Origin of the sequence: Pseudomonas sp. BF-B-15 (assembly GCF_019946675.1) — a bacterium.
In the GTDB taxonomy this organism is placed as follows: domain Bacteria; phylum Pseudomonadota; class Gammaproteobacteria; order Pseudomonadales; family Pseudomonadaceae; genus Aquipseudomonas; species Aquipseudomonas migulae.
This window is the reverse complement of record NZ_JAGYFZ010000005.1, coordinates 14,459-36,316: the sequence shown is the minus strand read 5'-3', so window position 1 is coordinate 36,316 and position 21,858 is coordinate 14,459. Positions and strand designations below refer to the sequence as shown.

Annotated in this window: 21 protein-coding genes; 8 read left to right on the top strand and 13 right to left on the bottom strand. The window is 59.6% G+C overall.

Annotated features, from left to right (window positions below; all coding sequences use genetic code 11):
- Window positions 1-12 precede the first annotated feature (12 nt).
- The gene (locus tag KGA97_RS02885; protein WP_223480182.1) at window positions 13-2,145 is read left to right on the top strand and encodes a TonB-dependent receptor; all 2,133 of its coding nucleotides are present in this window, start codon (window positions 13-15) and stop codon (window positions 2,143-2,145) included.
- A 66-nt stretch (window positions 2,146-2,211) separates the two neighbouring features.
- Window positions 2,212-2,643, top strand: coding sequence for a hypothetical protein (locus KGA97_RS02880; RefSeq protein WP_223480181.1), 432 nt, complete (start codon window positions 2,212-2,214; stop codon window positions 2,641-2,643).
- Window positions 2,644-2,658: 15 nt separating this feature from the next.
- On the opposite strand, the gene KGA97_RS02875 is transcribed toward KGA97_RS02880, so the two are convergent.
- From KGA97_RS02875 to KGA97_RS02865, 3 genes are all read right to left on the bottom strand, one after another.
- Window positions 2,659-3,672, bottom strand: coding sequence for an ABC transporter substrate-binding protein (locus tag KGA97_RS02875; RefSeq protein WP_207286269.1), 1,014 nt, complete (start codon window positions 3,670-3,672; stop codon window positions 2,659-2,661).
- Between the two features lie 116 nt (window positions 3,673-3,788).
- Window positions 3,789-3,992, bottom strand: coding sequence for a hypothetical protein (locus KGA97_RS02870; RefSeq protein WP_008035846.1), 204 nt, complete (start codon window positions 3,990-3,992; stop codon window positions 3,789-3,791).
- A complete protein-coding gene (locus tag KGA97_RS02865; protein WP_008035847.1) occupies window positions 3,992-4,462 on the bottom strand; it encodes a hypothetical protein in 471 nt (156 codons plus the stop codon). The genes KGA97_RS02870 and KGA97_RS02865 overlap by 1 nt, the downstream gene beginning before the upstream one ends.
- Before the next feature lie 413 nt (window positions 4,463-4,875).
- Here KGA97_RS02865 and KGA97_RS02860 point away from each other — a divergent pair, with 413 nt between their 5' ends.
- The gene (locus tag KGA97_RS02860) at window positions 4,876-5,124 is read left to right on the top strand and encodes a hypothetical protein (RefSeq protein WP_192496340.1); all 249 of its coding nucleotides are present in this window, start codon (window positions 4,876-4,878) and stop codon (window positions 5,122-5,124) included.
- A gap of 158 nt (window positions 5,125-5,282) precedes the next feature.
- The gene (locus tag KGA97_RS02855) at window positions 5,283-5,513 is read left to right on the top strand and encodes a hypothetical protein (protein WP_008044090.1); all 231 of its coding nucleotides are present in this window, start codon (window positions 5,283-5,285) and stop codon (window positions 5,511-5,513) included.
- Window positions 5,514-5,685: 172 nt separating this feature from the next.
- On the opposite strand, the gene KGA97_RS02850 is transcribed toward KGA97_RS02855, so the two are convergent.
- The gene (locus KGA97_RS02850) at window positions 5,686-6,264 is read right to left on the bottom strand and encodes a hypothetical protein (protein ID WP_008044092.1); all 579 of its coding nucleotides are present in this window, start codon (window positions 6,262-6,264) and stop codon (window positions 5,686-5,688) included.
- A complete protein-coding gene (locus tag KGA97_RS02845) occupies window positions 6,257-6,889 on the bottom strand; it encodes a hypothetical protein (protein WP_223437563.1) in 633 nt (210 codons plus the stop codon). The genes KGA97_RS02850 and KGA97_RS02845 overlap by 8 nt, the downstream gene beginning before the upstream one ends.
- A 341-nt stretch (window positions 6,890-7,230) precedes the next feature.
- Here KGA97_RS02845 and KGA97_RS02840 point away from each other — a divergent pair, with 341 nt between their 5' ends.
- Window positions 7,231-7,470, top strand: a complete 240-nt coding sequence (locus KGA97_RS02840; protein WP_192417524.1) for a DUF2789 domain-containing protein — start codon at window positions 7,231-7,233, stop codon at window positions 7,468-7,470.
- On the opposite strand, the gene KGA97_RS02835 is transcribed toward KGA97_RS02840, so the two are convergent.
- From KGA97_RS02835 to metE, 4 genes are all read right to left on the bottom strand, one after another.
- Window positions 7,471-7,674 (bottom strand): hypothetical protein, encoded by a 204-nt coding sequence (locus KGA97_RS02835; RefSeq protein ID WP_008035852.1) that lies wholly within the window; start codon window positions 7,672-7,674, stop codon window positions 7,471-7,473.
- A gap of 1,072 nt (window positions 7,675-8,746) precedes the next feature.
- Complete coding sequence (locus KGA97_RS02830; RefSeq protein WP_223480180.1) at window positions 8,747-9,412, bottom strand: DsbA family oxidoreductase; 666 nt, start codon at window positions 9,410-9,412, stop codon at window positions 8,747-8,749.
- A 132-nt stretch (window positions 9,413-9,544) separates the two neighbouring features.
- Window positions 9,545-10,579 (bottom strand): alpha/beta fold hydrolase, encoded by a 1,035-nt coding sequence (locus tag KGA97_RS02825; RefSeq protein ID WP_008043579.1) that lies wholly within the window; start codon window positions 10,577-10,579, stop codon window positions 9,545-9,547.
- Window positions 10,580-10,806: 227 nt separating this feature from the next.
- Entirely contained in the window at window positions 10,807-13,119 is a 2,313-nt protein-coding gene (gene metE, locus KGA97_RS02820) for a 5-methyltetrahydropteroyltriglutamate--homocysteine S-methyltransferase (RefSeq protein ID WP_223480179.1), read from the bottom strand.
- Between the two features lie 108 nt (window positions 13,120-13,227).
- On the opposite strand from metE, the gene metR reads away from it, so the two are divergent.
- Window positions 13,228-14,145, top strand: a complete 918-nt coding sequence (gene metR, locus KGA97_RS02815) for a transcriptional regulator MetR (protein ID WP_008032216.1) — start codon at window positions 13,228-13,230, stop codon at window positions 14,143-14,145.
- A 121-nt stretch (window positions 14,146-14,266) separates the two neighbouring features.
- Here metR and KGA97_RS02810 read toward each other — a convergent pair whose 3' ends face one another.
- The 4 genes from KGA97_RS02810 to KGA97_RS02795 all read right to left on the bottom strand — a co-directional run bounded on the left by KGA97_RS02810 (window position 14,267) and on the right by KGA97_RS02795 (window position 17,443).
- On the bottom strand, window positions 14,267-14,764 hold the full coding sequence (locus tag KGA97_RS02810; protein WP_223480215.1) for a GNAT family N-acetyltransferase: 498 nt from the start codon (window positions 14,762-14,764) through the stop codon (window positions 14,267-14,269).
- Window positions 14,765-14,766: 2 nt separating this feature from the next.
- Window positions 14,767-15,405 (bottom strand): LysE family translocator, encoded by a 639-nt coding sequence (locus tag KGA97_RS02805; protein WP_008032220.1) that lies wholly within the window; start codon window positions 15,403-15,405, stop codon window positions 14,767-14,769.
- Window positions 15,406-15,427: 22 nt separating this feature from the next.
- Window positions 15,428-15,862, bottom strand: coding sequence for an NUDIX hydrolase (locus KGA97_RS02800; RefSeq protein WP_223480178.1), 435 nt, complete (start codon window positions 15,860-15,862; stop codon window positions 15,428-15,430).
- Between the two features lie 201 nt (window positions 15,863-16,063).
- Window positions 16,064-17,443 (bottom strand): HD domain-containing phosphohydrolase, encoded by a 1,380-nt coding sequence (locus KGA97_RS02795; RefSeq protein WP_192228562.1) that lies wholly within the window; start codon window positions 17,441-17,443, stop codon window positions 16,064-16,066.
- Window positions 17,444-17,701: 258 nt separating this feature from the next.
- Between KGA97_RS02795 and KGA97_RS02790 the strand changes: the two genes are divergently transcribed.
- A complete protein-coding gene (locus KGA97_RS02790; RefSeq protein ID WP_008043573.1) occupies window positions 17,702-19,987 on the top strand; it encodes a putative bifunctional diguanylate cyclase/phosphodiesterase in 2,286 nt (761 codons plus the stop codon).
- Entirely contained in the window at window positions 19,984-21,858 is a 1,875-nt protein-coding gene (locus KGA97_RS02785; protein ID WP_008043572.1) for a putative bifunctional diguanylate cyclase/phosphodiesterase, read from the top strand. The genes KGA97_RS02790 and KGA97_RS02785 overlap by 4 nt, the downstream gene beginning before the upstream one ends.

The window sequence follows — 21,858 nt, the reverse complement described above, 5'->3', positions numbered from 1 at the left end:
CAGGATTCATCGATGAAAACCATTCCTTTGCTGGCCAGCCTGATCGGCTGCCTGTCCGTTAACGCCTGGGCACAATCCACAGTGGACCTCGCACCAATCACCATTGATGGCGAAGCACCCGCCGAGCCGGGTCTGAGCCTGGACCAATCCAGCGGCATGGCCTCGCGACTGGGGCTGAGCGTGCGTGAAACCCCGGCGTCGGTGGCGATTGCCAACCGCAATGACATCGAACGCCACGGCGCGCAGAACTTCCAGGATGCCGCCAACACCTTGCCCGGTGTGAATGCCAGTGCACCGCCGGGTTTCGGCGGGTTCGTTTCCTACCGTGGTTTCACCAGCAGCCAGATCACCCAGATGTTCAATGGCGTGAACGTCTCCGGCGGCCTTGCCCGGCCCGTGGATGCGTGGATCTATGATCGGGTGGAGCTGGTGGGCGGCCCGTCATCGCTGATCAATGGCGCCGGCTCCGTGGGCGGTTCGTTGAACTACGTGACCAAACTGGCGACCCGTGAAGAGCAAGCGGTCGAAGGCCGGGTCAGCTACGGCAGTTACGACACCACCGAGACCGCGTTCGGCCTTAATCACGCGCTCAGTGAAGCCGGCGCGGATGTGCAGCATTACGCGCGGCTGGATGTCAGCCACAACACCGGCAACGGCTACATTGATCGCCAGGAGCGCGATGCGTGGAGCGTCGCGTTTTCGCTGCTCAGTGACCTGACGCCAAACCTGTCCCACACCCTGGCCCTGGAATATCAGGATGAACACGAAGACAGCCCTTACTGGGGCACGCCAGTGCTCAACCCCAAGGCCGGTGAACTGAAGATCGACAAGCACAACCGCTTCAACAACTACAACGTCGAGGACGGCCGTTACGAGCAACGCACAATCTGGGTGCGCTCGATCATCGATTACCGGATCAACGACAGCACCGCCCTGCGCAACACGCTTTATCACCTCGACAGTCAGCGCGATTACCGCAACCTGGAAACCTATCAGTACAGCGCCAACAACCGCGCAGTGAACCGCTCCACGGCGTACCAGGTGCGCCATCAGGGCGAGCAGAACGGCAACCAGTTCGAACTGCGTCACGACAACACGCTGTTTGGCCTGGACACCACCTGGTCCGGCGGTTTCGAGTACAAGGTCAACCAGACCACCAATTCGCCGCTGAACGTCAAAGGCGCGAGCACGGTCGACCCGAACAACTTTCAGCCGGGGCATTTCTACGACATCCCGGGCACCCGGCCGGGGTTTGTCAGCGACAAGACCAACGAAGTCACCACCAAGGCGCTGTTCGCCGAGAACCGCCTGGCGCTGACCGATAAATTGTCGTTGCTGACCGGCCTGCGTTACGACGACATCGATCTGGACGTGACCAACCACCGGGAAGTGACCGCCAGCAATCCACGTCATCTCAAACGTAGCTGGGAACCTGTGACTGGTCGCGTCGGCCTGACCTACCAGTTCATCCCTGACGCCAACGTCTACGTGCAATACAGCACCGCTGCCGAACAACCCAACGGCACACAGGATTTTGATGTCTCGACCGGCAAGCAATGGGAAGTCGGCAGCAAATTCGACTATCTGGACGGGCGCGGTTCGGCGACGCTGGCGGCGTACACGATTGAGCGCAAAGACTTCGCGGTGACCGATCCGCAGGACCCGACGCTTAGCATTCCCGTGGGCCAGCAGACGTCCAAAGGCATCGAACTGGCCAGTTCGCTGCGGATCACCGACAAGCTGTTGGCCGAAGGCAACTTTGCCTGGGTTGACGCTCAGTACGACGAGTTCACCGAGAAGAATGCTGCGGGTGTGGTGGTTTCACGCAAGGGCAACACACCGACCAACGTGCCGGACCGGGTCGGCAATCTGTGGCTGACCTATGACTTTGCGCCGCAATGGCAAGGGGGGGTCGATGCGCGGTACGTAGCCTCGGTGTTTGCCGACAGCGCCAACACGATGACCGTACCGTCCTATACGCTTTACGGCACGTTTCTCAGCTACAAGGTCGATCGGCACACCACCGTCACTGGTCGGGTACGCAACCTGACCAACGAGGTGTATGCCGAGTTTGCGCACGTGTCGCCCGCGTATTACCTGGGTACACCGCGGACTTTTGAGCTGGCCGTGCAAACCCGGTTTTAGTGCTCGATCCACACTCCCTGTAGGAGCCGGCTTGCTGGCGATGAGGCCCGAAAGTTTTGCATCGGTTTGGAGGTCGCCATCGCCAGCAAGCTGGCTCCTACAAGGGATGTTGTGGCAGGCCTGAATAAAGTGAACAACACGATCCACTGTAGGAGCCGGCTTGCCGGCGATGAGGCCCGAGCGTTCGGCATCGATTTCGAGGCCACCATCGCCAGCAAGCTGGCTCCTACAAGGGATGTTGTGGCTGGCCTGAATAAAGTGAACAACACGATCCACTGTAGGAGCCGGCTTGCCGGCGATGAGGCCCGAGCGTTCGGCATCGAATTGGAGGCCGCCATCGCCAGCAAGCTGGCTCCTACAAGGGATGTTGTGGCTGGCCTGAATAAAGTGAACAACACGATCCACTGTAGGAGCCGGCTTGCCGGCGATGAGGCCCGAGCGTTCTGCATCGATTTCGAGGTCGTTATCGCCAGCAAGCCGGCTCCTACAGTCCGGTGATATCAGCGGCACCCATCATTTCAACTCGGCGGAGACTTTATCCGCCACATCCTTCGGCAGCCACGCCTGCCACACATCCGGGTGCGCCTTCATGAACGCCTCCGCCGCCTGGCGCGGTGGAGTGTGTTTCTCGCTCATATCAGCCAGCGCCTTGTTCAACGGGCCGATGGGGAAATCGACCTTGCTGAAGAACTCGGCAATCTGCGGATATTGTTTCTGGAACGGTGTGGACACCCCAATCGACAGCTTCGAGGGCAGTGAGCGCGTCGGTTTCGGATTGGGGTTGTCGGCGTCGGTCAGGGTTTTCCAGGCTTCGGCATCGAACGGCGGTTCTTCCAGCTGAACCAGTTTGAAGCGCCCGAGCAAGGGCGTAGGCGACCAGTAATAGAACAGGACCGGCTTGCCACGACGGATCGACGAACTGATTTCCGCATCCAGCGCCGCCCCGGAGCCGCTGCGGAAATTCACATAGCTGTCGTTCAAGCCATAGGCCGTGAGCTTCTGCTTGTTGACCACCTCCGAGGTCCAGCCGATCGGGCTGTTGAGGAAGCGCCCCTTGCCCGGGCTTTCCGGGTCACTGAAAACGTCCTTGTATTTCGGCAGGTCACTGACACTGCGCAAGCCGGGGGCCAGCGGCTTGATACCCTTGGCCGGATCGCCCTTGATCACGTATTCGGGCACCCACCAGCCTTCGGTGGCGCCCTTCACCGTATCGCCAAGACTCGCGACTTTGCCTTCGGCTTCAGCCTTGACCCAGACCGGGCTGCGACCGGCCCATTCTTCGCCAATGACCTGAATGTCATTGTTGGCCAGGGCGGTTTCCAGGGTAATGGTCGTTCCCGGCAAGGTATCGGTCTGCAGCCCGTAGCCCTTCTCGACAATGATCCGCAGGATATCGGTGATCAGGCTGCCGCTTTCCCAGTTCAGGTCGGCGAAGTGGATCGGCGCCTGGGCGGCGAATACCGGAATGGGTGAACCCAGACCGAAAGCGACCAGAACAGTGGCCAGCAACCGTCGAAATCCGTTCATGCTTTTGCACCTCGTGCTGTTCACAGCAATAGCAGGATGGCCTGATAAAGACCGCAAGCCTCAAAATACTCAGTCAACTGACTGTAGTAGAGGTTCCTGCTTTCGAGGGGCGAGGATTATTTTTCGGAAATTTCCTGCAAGCGCGCCAGCTCTCTTCTGACCATGCTGGCGTATTCCGCCGGGCGTAACGTGTAGATCTGCGACGCCACCCACCCCAGCCAGGCCCCTTGCAGGATGGCCTTCTGTTCGAACAGTCGCTGGGCCTCCACCTGGGCGCTGGCCTGGTTCTGTATGTGAAAATCGGCGCGGGTCAGGGGCATTACTCGCTGGCCTTGAAGGTTACCAGTTCACCCTTGCGCCACTTGGCGGCCTTGGCCGTCACGGCTTTCAGGGTTTTGGTCAGGCCTTCCTGCAATTGTTGGTGGGCGGCAAATACCATCACCACGCTGTGACCTTCCTTGAACACGATCCCGTGACCGTCGGCGGTGGTCACGAACGCGTAATCGCCCAGGCCATACACCGTCAGTTTGATTTCGCGGAACTTGATGTCCAGCTTGCCGCCTTCGCGACTGGGCAAAACCGAAGCGCTGAAATGATCGCCGACTTTAAGTTTCAGGCCTGGCTTGTCGTCCACCACCAGTGCTGATTCGGTGTCGATCTCGGCAATGTAAATGCCTTCGGCGTTCTGTTCGGTGATGTACACAAAACGTGACTGGAACTGCTTGACCAGCTTTGCGCGCAAATCACCCAGCACGAACAAAGCATGCATATCGAGATTACTTACTGCCAAGGAAACATCCCCACATCTGAAAATGATGCCGCACGCCTGCAAACAGCGCACAGCAGAAAAAAGCGGCAATGCCGAAGGTGTCGCCAAATGACCCGTGTTGAAATCCTGAAACGAGCAGAGGGCTCATTCATCGCGAGGCGTAAGAAGACTAATGGAAAGTCACTCGCGTCGTCTTGCCTGGAGTTCGTCAGAGGTTGAAGGAAAAAGCCCTTCTGACTGCCAGAAAAAACGGATTACCAACCTTAGGGAAAAAACTCTTTAAAAAAAGCACTTTTCCGACATATCGCCGGCAAAAAATTGCTTTAGATAACCATCAATCGCCCACCAGTGACGGTGATTCTAGAGCAGCGATGCTCTTCGAGACTACCCAAAACGATGTACACACGTCGGCAAAATAACGAAAAGGACTTCATATGTGCACCCTGACACACTTCGCCCGTCCCCTCGCGCCTTACTCAAGCAACCCGTCGACGCTCTACGCGGCGGGGTTTCAACACCCTGAACTTGACCCTGAAACGCTTGCCACACCGCGTTTTCAGGTTGTTCTGGCCGGTAATGCGTTCTTCCACATCAAAGAAATTTCCACTGGCCATGTCAGAGGTTTCCGCAGCGACCACAACGAAGCATGTGCACTCGCCCGCCAGCTCGAATTACATCGCTAAGCGTTACGCTCAGTCCCTTCTCATAGACGTTTCGTCATGCCGACGACTTAACTCAGCCGTCGGCAGGCAACTACTGCCATACTGCCGAACCAATGAAACCCGTTCCCAAGTCGGACGGCGTTCAACACAACAGGACATTTCCAGGGGAAGGCTGCTACGTGACGGAATTTGATATCGGTGAATTTTTTATCCGGGGCGAAGCCAGAGAAGTCGAAGGCGAATTCCAGGCGGTCATTGTCATGCGCGCCAAACCGCCGCTGACCACGGTGTCGTATCACCAGGTCGAGAAGGATCGTTGGTTCAAAACCTCGGACGTCGCCGAAATCGCCGCAAAGGAAGCCGCCAAGGCACTGAAGCTTGCGGTCGATGATGGGGCATTGAAAGCCTGAAATGGGGGTGGACAAGTCCGGGAGCCGGCGCTGGACAGCGCGATTTTCATGACCGCCAGCGCGCTGTATCAGGCCAGAACGGGCCTCGCCGACAAGGTCGGCACCTCGGCCCGAGAGGTGTCAGCGGCGTGCCAACCTTGCACAGGTTGCACGCCGTCATAGCGACAATCGATCAGATCAGCTTGCGCTTGACCGCTTCATCCAGCGTGCTTTGGGTCAAGTGCTTGAGCAACACGTCCCCTCGTTCATTGAACGGCGCCCCGACAATCAGCAGAATCTGCAACCAGGTGCGAGTGCTCTCCTGCTTGACGATTTTGCCCAGCACGTTGCCTTCCTGATCCTTGAACACCGTTTCCAGCGTGAAGGTATTGCTGTACGTAGTCGGGATCACGAAAAACGTGAATCCCGTCAGCCAGGCACTGGCGATATTGCCTTGTTCGTTGTTGGTCAACGTACTCGTGACGTACAAGTTCGAGTCAACTTTGTCCGTGGTCACGCTTTTGAACTGTCCGGATTCCTTGAAGGTTTCCAGCATGTTCTTTTCCACCAGCGCCGCATTGTCCCCGGCGCCCGACAGTTCGCCGTTGAACTTCTGCTGAATGGTCACGTGCAGATAAGCACTGGGCTTGTCTTGCCGGGCCTGGGCCGGTGGCCACTGATCCACCGGTGGCAAGTTGTGCTGGGAGTAGGAAATGCAGCCAGTCAGGGCGCTGCTGGCCATCAACAGCAAAACCAAAAGGTACTTATTCATGTGCAGCCACTTCCTTTGACACTGTACGCAGTTGAGGGGTGGCACCGGCCAGCAATTGAGCGATCAATTCGCGCAGCTGAGTACCGCCCAGGCGGGGATTGAGATAATCGGCATTCCACATGCCGACATTCTTGTCGAGCTTCACCTTCTCGACCGACCTGGCCAGTTGCTTGCCCTGACGGTCTTCGATGATCAGTTCACCCGCGAGGTCGTATTTGTCGACGTAAATCGGACCGTCGACCCAGATCCAGAGGGTCAAGGTCAACAGCGCACCTGGAAGGTAAGCCGGGTGCATGGTGCGTTTGCCTGCCAGCGAGGTCAGGTTGAACTTGAGCACCACGTCGTCCTCACCGGCCTTGGCCGGGAACGCCACGATTCGCTTGAAGTAATCGCTTTTGTCGACATAGACGCTGATCTGCTCGGTCAACTGTTGGCTGCCGGCGACACGCACCTTGTCGTCCAGATCGGGGGCGGAAATCACGACGTCGCTGATCTCGGCACTACGATCAAGGGTGGATGGCGCGGGGTTCAAGGGTTCGCCAATGGGGCCCAGCGGTGTGAACGACACACAACCAGTCAGCGACAGGCCAAGCGCGATGGCCATCAGATAAACAAGACGCTTCACTGCTTACATCCTTTTCATACGGGATCGGGGACGCGTCGACTCGAAAGAAAATCGCGCAAGGGATGGGCAATTCAGCACTGAAAGGCGGAAATCCTGGGGAGCGAGTGTCGCCTACATCCTTGTTCGAACTCTTTGAATGGCGGCTCTGTGACGCCAAAAACGCGACAGCATCGTAATCGTTGAGGCCCCGACAGACAATAGCCCATTGCCATCATTGTGGCGATTCCGGAGAAAGCTGCTAAACCCCTATCGAACTCTTGGTGCGCGGCTCCCTCAGATGCAATGACACTGCACTGCCGATTGCACACTCGATGCGACTGAATGACCTCAAGGAGATGCAGATGGATTCACCTACACACGACTTGAAAGGCTTGTTCGACCAACTCGGCCTGGACTCCAGCGAGAAGGCCATCGACGACTTCATCGCCAGTCATTCGCCTATGCCCGATGATAAAAAGCTCATAGATGCCGAGTTCTGGACGCCGCAACAGGCCGGTTTCCTGAAAGAACAATTGCGTGAGGACGCTGATTGGTCACGGGTGGTTGATGACCTGAATCTGCGTATGCATCAGGTTCACTAGTCAATGCAGGCTGTCGGGGGCTTCGGCGCTTAATTGGGCCAACCAGGCAGCCTTGCACTCCTCCGCTTCATCGCGACGGGAGAATGCCGTCCCCCGGCGTTCGCCGTTCAGCAGCACGACCCAGCAGACGCTCTGCCCCTGCGCTCGCAAACTGGCGGGCACACCGCTGCCGATCATGACGGCGACATCGACTTTGCTTTGCATGCTGACCTCTTTAACTTCATTAGCAACCTAACTATGAAGGTATGGTAATGAGTTCATGTGTGAGGAAACAGCAACTGTGTTGCATAGATTAATTGCTGGAATCGCAATAATGGTGGGGTTGGGGGGGCATATCCGTTGCTGCGGTGATGGCGGCTATTGGTTTCGCCCTTACGGCGAGTCACTTGGAAGAGCCCCAAGTAACCAAGGGCTCTTGCCCCTTTCGTTCGGTGCCTCGCCTAGGCTCGGCATGCCCTCGCTCCGGTCCTGCTCCGTGGGCCCGCCGCCATCGGCCATCCTTGGCCGTGCGCGGCTAACCCGGCATCCATGCCGGGTTGCCCACTGCGCAGAACCTCCACTCGGCCTCTCGAGGGGGCGGCTACCGCCACCGCAGCCGAGGCGGCCTGAAAGCCGACCTGGCTCTTCGGTCGTGTACACACTCCTGCACTGTGGTGGCCGCACTAGTTTTGGATGTTTGCACATTCCCCCTGTAGGAGCCGGCTTGCTGGCGATGGCGTCCGTCCAGCCAATACAAACGTCGACTGATCCACCGCTATCGCCAGCAAGCCGGCTCCTACACGGGGATTGGGTTCACACGATTCAAAATTGTAGGAGCTGGCTTGCCGGCGATGGACGTCAACGATAACGCGGGCTGCCTGAATGAACGCGGTGTCCGGGCGTTTTTCGCCGGCAAGCCGGCTCCTACAGGGAATCGCGTGTGCTTTTGCTTTTCACCACTCATCAGGCCGAGCGTTAGCTCGCCTTCAGCTTTTGATCTGGACGCACCGCCCCCTCGAGAGGCCGAGCGCAGGTTCTGCGCAGTGGGCAACCCGGCATGGATGCCGGGTTAGCCGCCCCCGGCCATGGATGGCCGATGGCGGCGGGCCCACGGAGCAGGACCGGAGCGAGGCACCGAACGAAAGGGGCAAGAGCCCTTGGTTACTTGGGGCTTTTCCAAGTGACTCGCTGTAAAAGCGAAACCGTCAGCCGCCATTACCGCAGCAACGGATATGCCCCCCATCCTAACCGTGGGAGCAAGCCCGCCCCCCAGTAATCAATCCAGTCAACCAAGCGATCAGCTTACAGTCCCGCCTTTTGATTCACTCATGATCTGCCGAATCGCCCCCACAAACGTCTCCACCGGCTGCCCGCCACTGACCGCATATTGCCCGTTGAACACCACCGTCGGCACCGAACTCACCCCCCGCGACAACCACAACTGCTCTTCCTCACGCACCTCTTTAGCGAACTCGTCCGAGGCCAGAATCGCCTCGGCCCGCTCCCGCTCCAGACCAACGCTTTGCGCAATCTGAGCCAGCTGCGCGTGGTCGGACGGATTGCCGCCCTCCGTGAAATACGCCTTGAACAACGCCTCTTTCAGATTGAACTGCAACCCTTCCAGCCCCGCCCAGTACAGCAAGCGATGCGCATCGAACGTGTTGTAGATGCGGCTGTTGCCGTCGGTGCGAAAGGCGAACCCGACTTCGGCGCCACGCGCACGGATCATTTCGCGGTTCTTCTGCGACTGCTCGGGGGTCGAGCCGTATTTCTCGGTGATGTGTTCGGTGATGTTCTGACCTTCCGGGCCCATCTTCGGGTTCAGCTCGAACGGCTGGAAACGGATCTCGGCCTGGACCTCGCCCCCCAGCAGATCCAGGGCACGGGTCAGGCCGTACAGCCCGACAACGCACCAGGGGCAGGACACGTCGCTGACGAAATCGATTTTCAGGGGGGTACTCATCACTCACCTCGCAGGCTGGATACGGGCCGGAAAAGTTGAACGATACACCTGTGGGTCTGAGTACATCTGCTAGAAATTGGTTGGCTGTCAGGCCGCCTTCGCGGGCAAGCCTCGCTCCTACGCGGTTGGGGGTTACAGGAGGTTGTGTTCGGCCACCGGATCGATCTGCGCCCAATGCGAAGTGTCCTCGCGATGGGCCTGCAAATAGGGCAGCACCGCCGCAAGCAATGGCGCTTTGAAGGCCTCCTGAAAACGATGGGCCAGCCCCGGAATCAGCTTCAACTGGCTGCCACGAATATGCGCCGCCAGGTGCACGCCATGCATTACCGGCAACAGCGGATCGGCAGTGCCATGAACCACCAGCGTCGGCACCCGCAGTTGATTGAGCAGTGCCACCCGGCTCGGCTCGGCGAGGATCGCCATGATCTGACGCTTCACGCCCTCGGGGTTAAACGCACGGTCATAGGACTGCGCCGCCTGATGCAACAGCGCCTGCCGATCATCACTCACCGACGGGCTACCCAGCGCCGCCAACAAATCAGCCTGCTGCTCCAGTGCCACCTCACGATTCGGCGCGCCACGCCGCGAAAGCAATTGCACCAGCGCCGCGTTCGGCGCCGGCAAGCCTTCGGCACCGGAACTGGTCATGATCAGCGTCAGGCTCTCGACCCGCTGCGGCGCCATGGCTGCCATGTGCTGGGCGATCATCCCGCCCATGCTCGCGCCCAGCACGTGGAATTGCTCGACGTGCAAGGCATCCATCAAGCCCAGCGCATCGTCGGCCATATCGGTCAGGGAGTACGGCGCCGATACCGGCAAACCGAGTTTGTAGCGCAGCACTTCGAAGGTCAGGTTGGCGTCGGCAGGCGATTGCCGCCAGGTGGACAGGCCGACATCGCGATTGTCATATCGAATCACCCGAAAACCCTGCTGACACAGCGCAACCACCACCTCGTCCGGCCAGTGAATCAACTGCCCGCCCAGGCCCATCACCAGCAGCAACGCCGGATCGGAGGCGCGGCCGATGCTCTGGTACGCCAGGCTCACCTGCGCCAGATCGACCCGTTCGGTCGGAACATTGACATCGCATCGAGACGCCGCAAAGGACGGAAGGCCAAAGAACAACGCGGCCAGGAAGGCCGCCGTTGATAAAAATCGTGCACGCATGAAAAACACCGAAACGCAGAACCCCAGTAGAGCGCGAGTCTGATGAAGTTTGTTGAAGCGCGCTGCCACAGTTACGTGACAGTTTGATGAAGAGTGCTGAACGGTCGTATTCGTCGCGCAGGCAACGATCTGTAGGAGCCGGCTTGCCGGCGATGAACGATAACGCGGTGAGTACTAATCATCGCGGTGCGGCCATCGCCGGCAAGCCGGCTCCTACAAGGACGGTGTCAGGCCAACTGACTGCGCAACTGCCGCGCCGCCGCCACCATGTTCACCAATGCTGCTTCAGTCTCCGGCCACGCCCGGGTCTTCAAACCGCAATCCGGGTTCACCCACAACCGCTCTGCCGGAATGCGCTTCACGGCCTTGCTCATCAACTTGACCATCTCGGCCGTGTCCGGCACCCGTGGCGAGTGAATGTCGTAGACGCCCGGACCGATGTCATTCGGGTAGTCGAACGCTTCGAAGGCTTCCAGCAATTCCATGTCCGAACGCGAGGTTTCGATGGTGATCACATCGGCATCCATGTCGGCAATCGCCTTGATCACGTCATTGAATTCGCTGTAGCACATGTGCGTATGGATCTGGGTTTCATCGCGCACGCCGGAGGCGCTCAAGCGGAACGCTTCCACCGCCCAATCGAGGTATTCCTGCCATTGCGCCCGACGCAGTGGCAAGCCTTCGCGGAACGCAGCTTCGTCGATCTGCACGATCTTGATGCCGGCGCTTTCCAGGTCGACCACTTCGTCACGCAGGGCCAACGCCAACTGCTGCGCCTGGACTTTGCGCGAAACGTCTTCACGCGGGAACGACCACATCAGCATGGTCACGGGACCGGTGAGCATGCCTTTCATGACCTTGTCGGTCTGGCTCTGCGCGTAGCTGATCCAGTCGACCGTCATGGCTTTCGGACGGCTCAGGTCGCCATAGATGACTGCCGGTTTGACGCATCGCGAGCCATAGCTCTGGACCCAGCCGAAACGGGTGAACAGGTAGCCGTCCAACTGCTCGGCGAAGTACTCGACCATGTCGTTGCGTTCGGCTTCACCGTGTACCAGCACATCCAGTCCCAGACGTTCCTGGACCTGCACGGCATGGCGGATTTCATGGTGCATGGCGTCGGTGTAGTCGTTGGCTGACAGCTTGCCTTGCTTGTAGGCCTGCCGCGCCAGACGGATCGAACCGGTCTGCGGGAACGAGCCGATGGTGGTGGTCGGGAACGCCGGCAGTTTCAAGCGCGCACGTTGTTGTTCGATACGTTTGGCGAACGGCGATTGGCGTTGGCTATCCGCTGCACTGATGGCATTGATGCGCGCCTGCACTTCGGTTTTATGAATACGCGGCGACTCGGCACGGCTGGCCTGAATCGCCCGGCTTTGCGCCAGCGCGGTTTGCACTTTGGGCGATTGCGGATCGTTGAGCGCGTCGCGCAGCACGGCGATTTCGCCACACTTCTGCACCGCAAACGCCAGCCAGCTTTTCAGTTCCGGATCGAGTTTGTCTTCGCGCTCCAGGTCTACCGGGCTGTGCAGCAGCGAGCAGGAACTGCTGACCCACAGGTTGTCGCCGAAACGTTCCTGGGCCAATTGCAGTTGTGCGAGCACCGGTTCCAGTTCGCAGCGCCAGACGTTGCGGCCATTGACCAGGCCCACCGAGAGAATCTTGTAGGTCGGCAGACGATCGAGCACGTGCAGCAGTTGGTCGGGCGCGCGCACCGCATCGATGTGCAAGCCTTGTACGGGCAAGCCGACGGCCAGGCCGAGGTTGTCTTGCAGGCCGCTGAAGTAGGTCGCCACCAGCTTTTTCAGCGGCGAATACTGGAGGATGTGGTAGGCGCGTTCGAAGGCGTTTTTCCATTCTTGCGGCAGGTCGAGGGTCAGGATCGGTTCGTCGATCTGCACCCACTCCACACCTTGTGCGGCGAGGCGACCGAGGATTTCACCGTAGATCGGCAGCAGGCGTTCCAGCAGGTCGAGCTTGTCGAAGTCGTTGCCTTTGGCCTTGCCCAGCCACAGGTAAGTCAGCGGGCCGATGATCACCGGTTTGACGTTGTGGCCGAGGGCCTTGGCTTCGTCGACTTCGTCGAACAGCTGTTCCCAGCTCAGCTTGAACTGCTGGTCAGCGCTGAATTCCGGGACCAGATAGTGGTAGTTGGTGTCGAACCACTTGGTCAGTTCCTGGGCATATTGCGCTTTGCTGTGTTCGCCACCGCAGCAAGTGGTGGTGGCGCCACGGGCCATGGCGAACAACGTGTCGAGCGTCGGCAGGCCCCTGGCATTCTTGGCGCTGTCGAAACGCTCCGGGATTACACCGAAGGTCAGGGAATGCGTCAGGACCTGGTCGTACCAGGCGAAGTCGCCGACCGGCAGCAGGTCGATGCCGGCGTCTTTCTGTAGTTGCCAGTGGGTGGCGCGCAGTTGGCGACCGACGCTCTTCAGCGCTTCCTGATCGAGATCGCCCTTCCAGTAGGATTCGAGGGCTTTTTTCAGTTCGCGGTCAGCGCCGATGCGTGGAAAACCAAGTGTGTGGGCCAGAGCCATGGTGAGTTTCTCCTTGTAAAAGATGGCGCTATTGTCGACAGCCAACCCAACATGAGACAAACTCAACCTTTTCGTGTTGATCACAAGTTTTCCTCATGGAGCCCTCCGGTGCTTGAAATCCGTCACTTGAAGACCCTGCACGCCTTGCGCGAAGCCGATAGCCTGGTCGATGCCGCCGACCGCCTGCACCTGACGCAGTCGGCGCTGTCCCACCAGTTCAAGGAGCTGGAAGAGCGCATGGGCATGCCGCTGTTCGTGCGCAAGACCAAACCGGTGCGCTTCACCAGTGCCGGTTTGCGCCTGCTGCAACTGGCCGACGCCACCCTGCCGCTGCTGCGCGGCGCCGAGCGAGATATCGCGCGGCTGGCCGGTGGCACCGCCGGGCGCCTGCACATGGCGATCGAGTGCCACAGTTGCTTTCAGTGGCTGATGCCGACCATCGACCAGTTCCGCGATGCCTGGCCGGAAGTCGAGCTGGACCTGGCCTCGGGCTTCTCTTTCGCGCCGCTGCCGGCGTTGGCCCGTGGAGATCTGGACCTGGTGGTGACCTCCGATCCGCTGGAACTGGCCGGGATCACGTATGTGCCGTTGTTCACTTATGAAGCCATGCTCGCGGTTGCCAATCAGCACCGTTTGGCGAACAAGGCGTACATCGTTCCGGAGGATTTGCTCACGGAAACCCTGATCACTTACCCGGTGGAACGTGACCGGCTGGACATCTTCACCCGCTTCCTGGAGCCGGCCGACATCGAACCGGCCCAGGTCCGTACCTCGGAACTGACGGTGATGATGATGCAGTTGGTCGCCAGCGGTCGTGGCGTCTGTGGCATGCCGCACTGGGCGTTGCATGAATACAGTTCACGGGGCTACGTGAAGGCCAAGCGGCTGGGCGAGAAGGGATTGTTTGCGACGTTGTACGCGGCGGTTCGTGCGGACATGCTGGATGCGCCGTATATGCGCGACTTCCTGCTGACGGCAAAAGATACGTCGTTCTCGACACTCGATGGTGTCAGCGCCGTCCGATAACACAACACGGACCTTGTAGGAGCGAGGCTTGCCCGCGAAGAACGATAACGCGGTCTGTCCAAATAACCGCGTCGTTCCTTTCGCGGGCAAGCCTCGCTCCTACAGGGTGATTCTGTGATCTTTAGATCTCGCGCCACATATGAATCTTGTCGAAGTAGTCCTCGCCCACCCGCACCGCCAGTGGTTCGAGGCCGAACTGGATGAAGCCGCAACGCTGGTACAGATTGAACGCCGCGTCATTGCCGGCGGTAACGGTCAGTTGAATCAGCCTCAACCCCGGGTGGGTTTGCGCTTCGGTCAACGCCGCCTGCACCAGTTGATACCCGAGCCCGCGCTGGCGGACCTGACTGGACACGTACATGCCAAACAGCGTCGCCTTGTGCCGGGCCTTTTCCCGAGGATCGAAGGCAAGGCCGACGATGCCCGCCAACTTCCCTTCCTCAAACGCCCCGAACACCACATCGAGCTTGCTGATCAGGCGCGACTCCCACCAGCTCAGCGGCATCGTGGCGCGTTCGCGCACGGTGGAGGTAAACGCCTGGGGATGCAGGTCGTAGGCTTCGAGCATCAACGCCCGGTAGTCCAGGGCATGGCTGGCATCAAGCCGTTCAATCCACATGTTCACGCCGTCCGTCGTTGCTCAAGCATCAGCCGCACGGCCAACGCCGCCAAGACAAACCCCATGAAGTAACGCTGCACCGCCAGCCAGGTCGGGTTGTTGACGAACCACGACGCGATGCCGGCGGCGAACACCGCGATCAGCAGGTTGACGCTGAAACTGACGCTGATCTGGGTCAGGCCGAGGATGATGCTTTGGTTGAACACCGAACCGTGCTCAGGGGTGATGAATTGCGGAAACACCGAGAGGTAAAACACCGCGATTTTCGGGTTCAGGGCGCTGGTCAAAAAGCCCATGGTGATCAGTTTGCGCGAGGAATCCGGCGGCAACTGCTGTGCCTCGAACGGCGAACGCGCGCCCGGTTTGACCGCCTGCCAGGCCAGCCACACCAAGTACAGCGCGCCGGCCCACTTCAACACTTCATAAGCCATCGGCACCGCGAGGAACACCGCAGTCAATCCCGCTGCCGCAGCGAACAGGTGCACAAAAAAGCCCGCCACCACACCGAGCAACGAAGTGACTCCGGCCTTGCGCCCCTGGCAGATCGAACGAGAGATCAGGTAGATCATGTTCGGTCCCGGCGTCAGTACCATCAGCAACGCGGCAGCGGCGAAGATCAGCAAGTCTTGAAGCGGGATCATGGCGGTTCCTTGGCGTGAATGATCAGGCGATTGCGCTCAGCGAGGCTCGATAAAACGGCAGGATCAGGTCGCGTGTCAATGGCGCCAGCGTCACATCGCCGTCGGTGGCGGGGTCGATCCAGCGCACCTCTTCGATTTCCGCCGCAGGCGATACGTCTGAATCGATGGTCAGCAGAAAGAGTTCGGCCTGTACGACAAAACCTGGCTCGTTGGCGGCCGGTGCCGAGAACTGCCCCAGATAAGTAGCGTGCGCCGGATCGATGGCCAATCCCAACTCTTCTTCCAGTTCACGCACCAGGGCGTGAACCGGTTGTTCATGGGCCTCGATCTTGCCGCCCGGTTGCATGAAAGCTTCAGTGCCACGTTTGCGCACCAGCAGCGTGCGACCGTCGAGGCCGATCAACAGGGCGGCGGCGATGTGGATGATACGGGGGGAAGTGGCGGATGCAAGCGTCATGAGTGAGGCGTGGCCTTGGCTGAAAGGTGCAAGCATCACATGAGTGGCGGGACATCGTCACGCCGAAAAAACCTCTGGCAGAGCATACCCGCCCCTTGTAGGAGCGAGCTTGCTCGCGATGATCGTCAACGATAACGCGGTAGGCCCGGCAGCCCGCAGCGTTCTCAGGTTCATCGCGAGCAGGCTCGCTCCTACAGAGGATCAGTGCTGAGCCTGGGGAACCTGTTCCATCTCGAGAATCGCGCTGTTCACTTCTTCCGGCACCTTCACGAAAATGCTGTATTTCGCGCCCTCCATGGCCTCGAAGGCGATCAGCTTTTCCACCAGCGGTCCGTTCAGCACCTTGCCGGCGTTGAGCAACAGCATGCCGTTGTCGGCGTTGAGGTTGCGCGCCAGGACCATCCCCGCTGCCAATTCCCGGGTGGTCATGACCTTGACCATCGGATCGGCCAGGGACACATCGCTCAGGTACGCGGCACACACCTTGATGAAATCCTCCACCATCTCGGGGTCATAGAGTTTTCCGGCATAGCTGCGGATATACACCAGCGCCTCATCGCTGTTCATCTGCCGTTCCAGGATCAACCCGCGCTGCAACTCGATGAAATCCACTGCCAGTTTCAACAGCCGGGAACCGACCGGTATCGCCTCGCCCTTGAGCCGGTCGGGAAAACCGCTGCCGTCCCAACGCTCCTGATGGTGAAGAATCAGACGGGCAGCGTCCTTCATCGGATCGAGCGTCATCAACAGGGATTCGCTCTGCTTCGGATAATTGCGATAACGCTCGCGATCATTGTGATGCAACAGGTCCGCGGGGGCGGTCATCATGTTGTCGGTCCAGCTCAGCTTGCCGATGTTGTAGAGCGCCGCCGCCATGGTCAGGTCGCGGCTGGTGCCTTCGTCCAGGTCATGAAGTTTGCAGTACACCCGCACCAGCTCGATGATCTGGCGGTTGGTCTGCTTGGCCGGCGGCATGCGCAGGTTGGCCAGCAGCGAGAACATTTCTGTGCCGGTGACATAGCTGTGCTTGAGCTCTTCGTAGGCCAGGTCGAGCATGTCGGCGGTCTGCTGCAACTCAGCGGTGCGGGAGGCGACGCGTTTGTCCAGGGTGATGTTGAGCAGCTTCAATTCCTGATTCTGATCCCACGTTTCCTGGACCAGACGCAACCGTTCACGCTCGGAATGCTGATACGCGAGTGATTGTCGCAGGACCAGCAGCATTTCCTCATCGTGCCAGGGTTTGCTGATGTAACGGTGAATTTGCCCGTCATTGATGGCTTTGATAATGGCTGACGGATCGGCATAACCGGTCAGCATGATGCGCACGGTATCGGGGTAATGCTGATGGATGAGGGCCAGCAGCGTGGCGCCGTCCATGTTGGGCATGCGCGCGTCACTCATCACCAGGTCGATGGGCTGCTGCGCCATGATTTCCAGGGCCTGGGCGCCGCTGGTGGCCAGCAACACGTCGTAGGGCTGGCCGCGCAACAGTCGACGCAGGCTATTGAGGATGGACTCCTCATCGTCGACCAGCAGCACTTTGGGTTTATAGGTGGACCTCGTGGGGAGTTGCTCTTCCATGGCATTACCTCGGGCGAAAACGGTTACAGCGATATGTCGGGAACCGGGCAAACATCCCCTATTGCCGGATCCTGACCTACAGGCTAGATGATTTTCGACCCACCACTGCAATGATTCGTTTCAGTCGGTTGCGCGAAGTCTGATCCGGGCGACTATGCTCACGTCACTCGGATCCATTATCTGTACGCTCGGCCAAGTGGTCAGGGAAAGGATGCCCCTTATGAACACGGTGTATCAAAACGCTGTCGGTCCCGGCATATGGCGATGAATACGCTGTTGTCGCGGACCAATCGTCGGATTCTTATCGTCGACGACACCGCTTCAATCCACGAGGACTTCATCAAGATCCTCAGCCCGCCTTCGTTTGACGACGACAGCCTGACCAGCGCTGAAAATGCCTTGTTCGGCACCACGGCGGCCATCACGTTGCAGAGCTTCATCCTAGATTCGGCGTTTCAGGGCCTTGAAGCACTGGACAAGGTCGAGACGGCCCTGGCCAACGACCTGCCTTATGCAATGGCCTTCATCGACATGCGCATGCCGCCGGGCTGGGACGGCCTGGAAACCATCGAACGGCTGTGGCAGGTCGATCCGAAGCTGCAAGTGGCGCTTTGCACGGCCTACTCCGACTATTCCTGGGAAGACATCGACGAGCGCCTGGAACTCGGCGACCGCCTGCTGATTCTGAAGAAACCGTTCGATGCCATCGAAATCCGCCAGATGGCCAGCGCGCTGACCGCCAAGTGGCAAATGACCGAAGACGCGGCGCTGAAGATGTCGCTGCTCGAACAAGCGGTCGAGGAGCGTACCCGGGAACTGTCCGATGCCAACATCATCGTGCAGAACAGCCCGACCATTCTCTATCGGCTGCGGGGCGAACCGTCGTTTCCACTGATGTACATCTCGCACAACATCACCAAATACGGGCATGTCGCGGCGAAACTGGTGGCCTCGGCCAACTGGGCCCGGGAGCTGATTCATCCTGACGATCAAGCGAAGGTCGACACGGCGATGGCGCGGGTGCTGGACCGCCATGCCGCCGGAGCGTCCATCGAGTTTCGGATGCGCACTGGCGAAGGGGCCTGGCGCTGGGTGGAAAACCGCTACATCCCGGTGCGCGACGATGAAGGCCGCCTGCTGGAAGTCGAAGGCATCATCATCGACATCACCGAGCGCAAGCTGGCCGAGGAGAAAATCTTCCTGCTGGCGCGCACCGACGGGCTGACCGGGCTGGTCAACCGCGCGACGCTGATCGAACGGCTGCACCAGGCCTTCGCCGCTGCGCGTCGTGGCGCGACCCCGTTTGCCATCTTTTATCTGGACCTGGATCACTTCAAACGCATCAACGATACCCTCGGGCACCCGGTGGGCGATCTGTTGCTGCAAGAAGTCGCCCGGCGGATCAAGGCATGCGTACGAGAGAACGATATCGTCGCCCGCCTTGGCGGCGACGAGTTCGCGATCCTGCAACTGGACGTCAGCGACCCGACCCACTCCGCGTCCCTGGCCACCAAGGTCCGCGACGCGCTGGTGCTCCCCTACTCCCTGGCCGGCAACGATGTCCGGGTGTCGGTCAGCATCGGCATCAGCAGCTACAGCCCGGCCTGCACCAGCGCCGACGGCCTGCTGACCCAGGCCGACATGGCGCTCTATCGCTCCAAGGAAAAGGGCCGAAACCAGTACCACTTCCACTCCGAAGAGATCAATCAGGAGATGGTCGAGCGCATGACCATCGCCAGCGAATTGAGAGAGGCCATCGAGCACGATGAACTCGAACTGCGTTACTGGCCGGAAGTGGACCTGAGCAGCGGCAAGATCCTCGGGATGGAAGCGCAGGTCACCTGGAATCACCCCGGGCGCGGCTTGCTGGAAGCCTCCGCGTTCCTGCCTGCCGCCGAAAAGACCGGCACCATCATCGCCCTCGGTCACTGGGTACTCGATCGCGCCTGCCGGCAAATGCGCCAGTGGCGGGATGAAGGTGTCGCGCCACCGGTGATTGCGATCAAGCTGTCCCTGGCCCAGCTCAAGAGCGGCCCGGAACTGATTTATGACGTGCTGCGCACCACCGCGCGCTGGGAGCTCTGCGCCTGGGACCTGCGCTTCGACGTCACCGAGGCGACGCTGGCCCAGACCAAATGGACCCACAACGATGTGCTGCCGCGCCTGCGGGAGCTGGGGGTGAAGATTGCCATCGACGACTTCGGCACCGAGTATTCGTCGTTCGATTACCTCAAGACCTATCAGGTCAATCACCTGAAGCTCGCTCAACCTTTCATCGATACCGCCGCCCGCGACCCGGCCAGTGCCAACACCTTGCGCGCCATTATCAATTTCGCCCGGGAGGTAGGGATCGGAATCATCGCCGAAGGTGTCGAAACCCAGGAACAGCGCAGTTCATTGATGGCCACCGGGTCGCCGATGAACGCCCAGGGTTACTTCTTCAGCAAAGCGGTCAGCAGCCAGCAGGCCGCCGAGCTGCTGAAAGCCGGAAGCATCGTGCCGATCCGGGACAACCCGCACCGGTCCACGGAGGACAAAGGATGAAAGTGCCTTGCGTGCGGACCAACCGGCGCATCCTGATCGTCGACGACACGCCTTCGATTCATGATGACTTCCGCAAGATCCTCGGCCCCGAAACCGACGATGAACAGACCCTCGCTGGCACAGAAGCCGCACTGTTCGGCACGCCGCACACGGATCGCCTGACGTTTCAGCTCGACTCGGCGTACCAGGGCCAGGAAGCCCTCGAACTGGTCAAACACGCATTGGCTGAAGGTCGCCCCTATGCGCTGGTGTTCACCGACATGCGCATGCCGCCGGGCTGGGACGGCCTGGAAACCATCAAGCAAATGTGGCAAGCCGACCCGCACCTGGAAATCGCGCTGTGCACCGCTTTTTCGGATTACACCTGGGAAGCCATGACCGAACGGCTGGAGTTCGGCGACCAGATGCTGGTGCTGAAAAAGCCCTTCGACAGCCTGGAAATCCGCCAGATGGCCAGTGCCCTGACCTGGAAATGGCAGATGGCGCAGGACGCGGCGATGAAAGTGCTGAGCCTGGAGCAAACCATCGAGGCGCGGGTTCACGAGCTGCTCAAGGTGTCGCACCTGCTGCAGTACGACGTGTTGACCGAGTTGCCCAACAGCACGTTGCTGGGTGACCGGTTGAACCAGTCGCTGGCCCTTTCACGACGCAATGACAAACAACTGGCAGTGATGTTTCTGGGGCTCGACCGCTTCAAGCGCATCAACAATGCGCTCGGCCATCCGGCCGGTGACGAGATGTTGAAACAGGTCAGCCGCAATCTGGTGGCCACCGTGCGCGAGTCGGATTCGGTGTTTCGCTATGGCTCCGACGAGTTCGTGGTCATCCTCGCCGACATTCGCCACCCTCAACAGACCAGGGGCATCGCCGAAAAACTCTTGAACGCCATTCGCATCCCCCTGCATATCGCTGGCCACGACTTGAGCGTGACCGCGAGCCTGGGCATCAGCATTTATCCCGATGACGGCCTCGAAGCGATCGAGCTGATCAAAAAAGCCGAGACCGCGATGCGCAACATCAAGGAAATCGGCCCGAATGATTTCAGCTTTTTCATCGATGAAATGAACCAGCGCGCCAGGGATCAGCAAAGTATCGAAACCGGTATTCGCCTGGCGCTGGAGCGCAACGAGTTTGTCCTGCACTACCAACCCAAACTGGACCTGAGCAGTGGTCAGGTGGTTGGTGCCGAGGCGTTGATCCGCTGGCAGAAACCGGGGCACGGGTTGATCTACCCTTCGGAGTTCATCGGTGTGGCCGAAGACAGCGGTCTGATCGTGCCGCTGAGCAAATGGGTGCTGGCCGAGGCCTGTCGACAAGCCTGCGCCTGGCAAGCCGAAGGGCTGCCAAAAATATGCATGTCGGTGAATATGTCGGCCATCGATTTCCGCCAGCGCGACTTTGTCGACGGCATCGGACTGACCCTCGAACAAACGGGCCTGGAACCGGCGTTGCTGGAACTGGAAATCACCGAAGGCGTGTTGATGCAAAACATCGACACCACCGTCACCGCCCTGACCCGACTCAAAGTCATGGGTATCCGGCTGGCCATCGATGACTTCGGCACCGGCTACTCCAGCCTCAGCTACTTGCGGCGCTTTCCCATCGACGTGCTGAAAATCGACCAGTCGTTCATTCGCGGTTTAAGCACCGACAGCAACGACGCTGCACTGGTCAGCGCCATCATCAGCCTGGGCCGCAGCCTCAAGCTGACTATCATCGCCGAAGGGGTGGAAACCCTCGAACAGCTGGATTTCCTCAAGGCCCATCGATGTGAAGAAGGCCAGGGTTACTACTTCAGCAAAGCCGTCGAACCGGACGCCTTCGCCCGATACCTTGAGTCGGTGAAACCTGCTCCATTTACCGCCACGTGA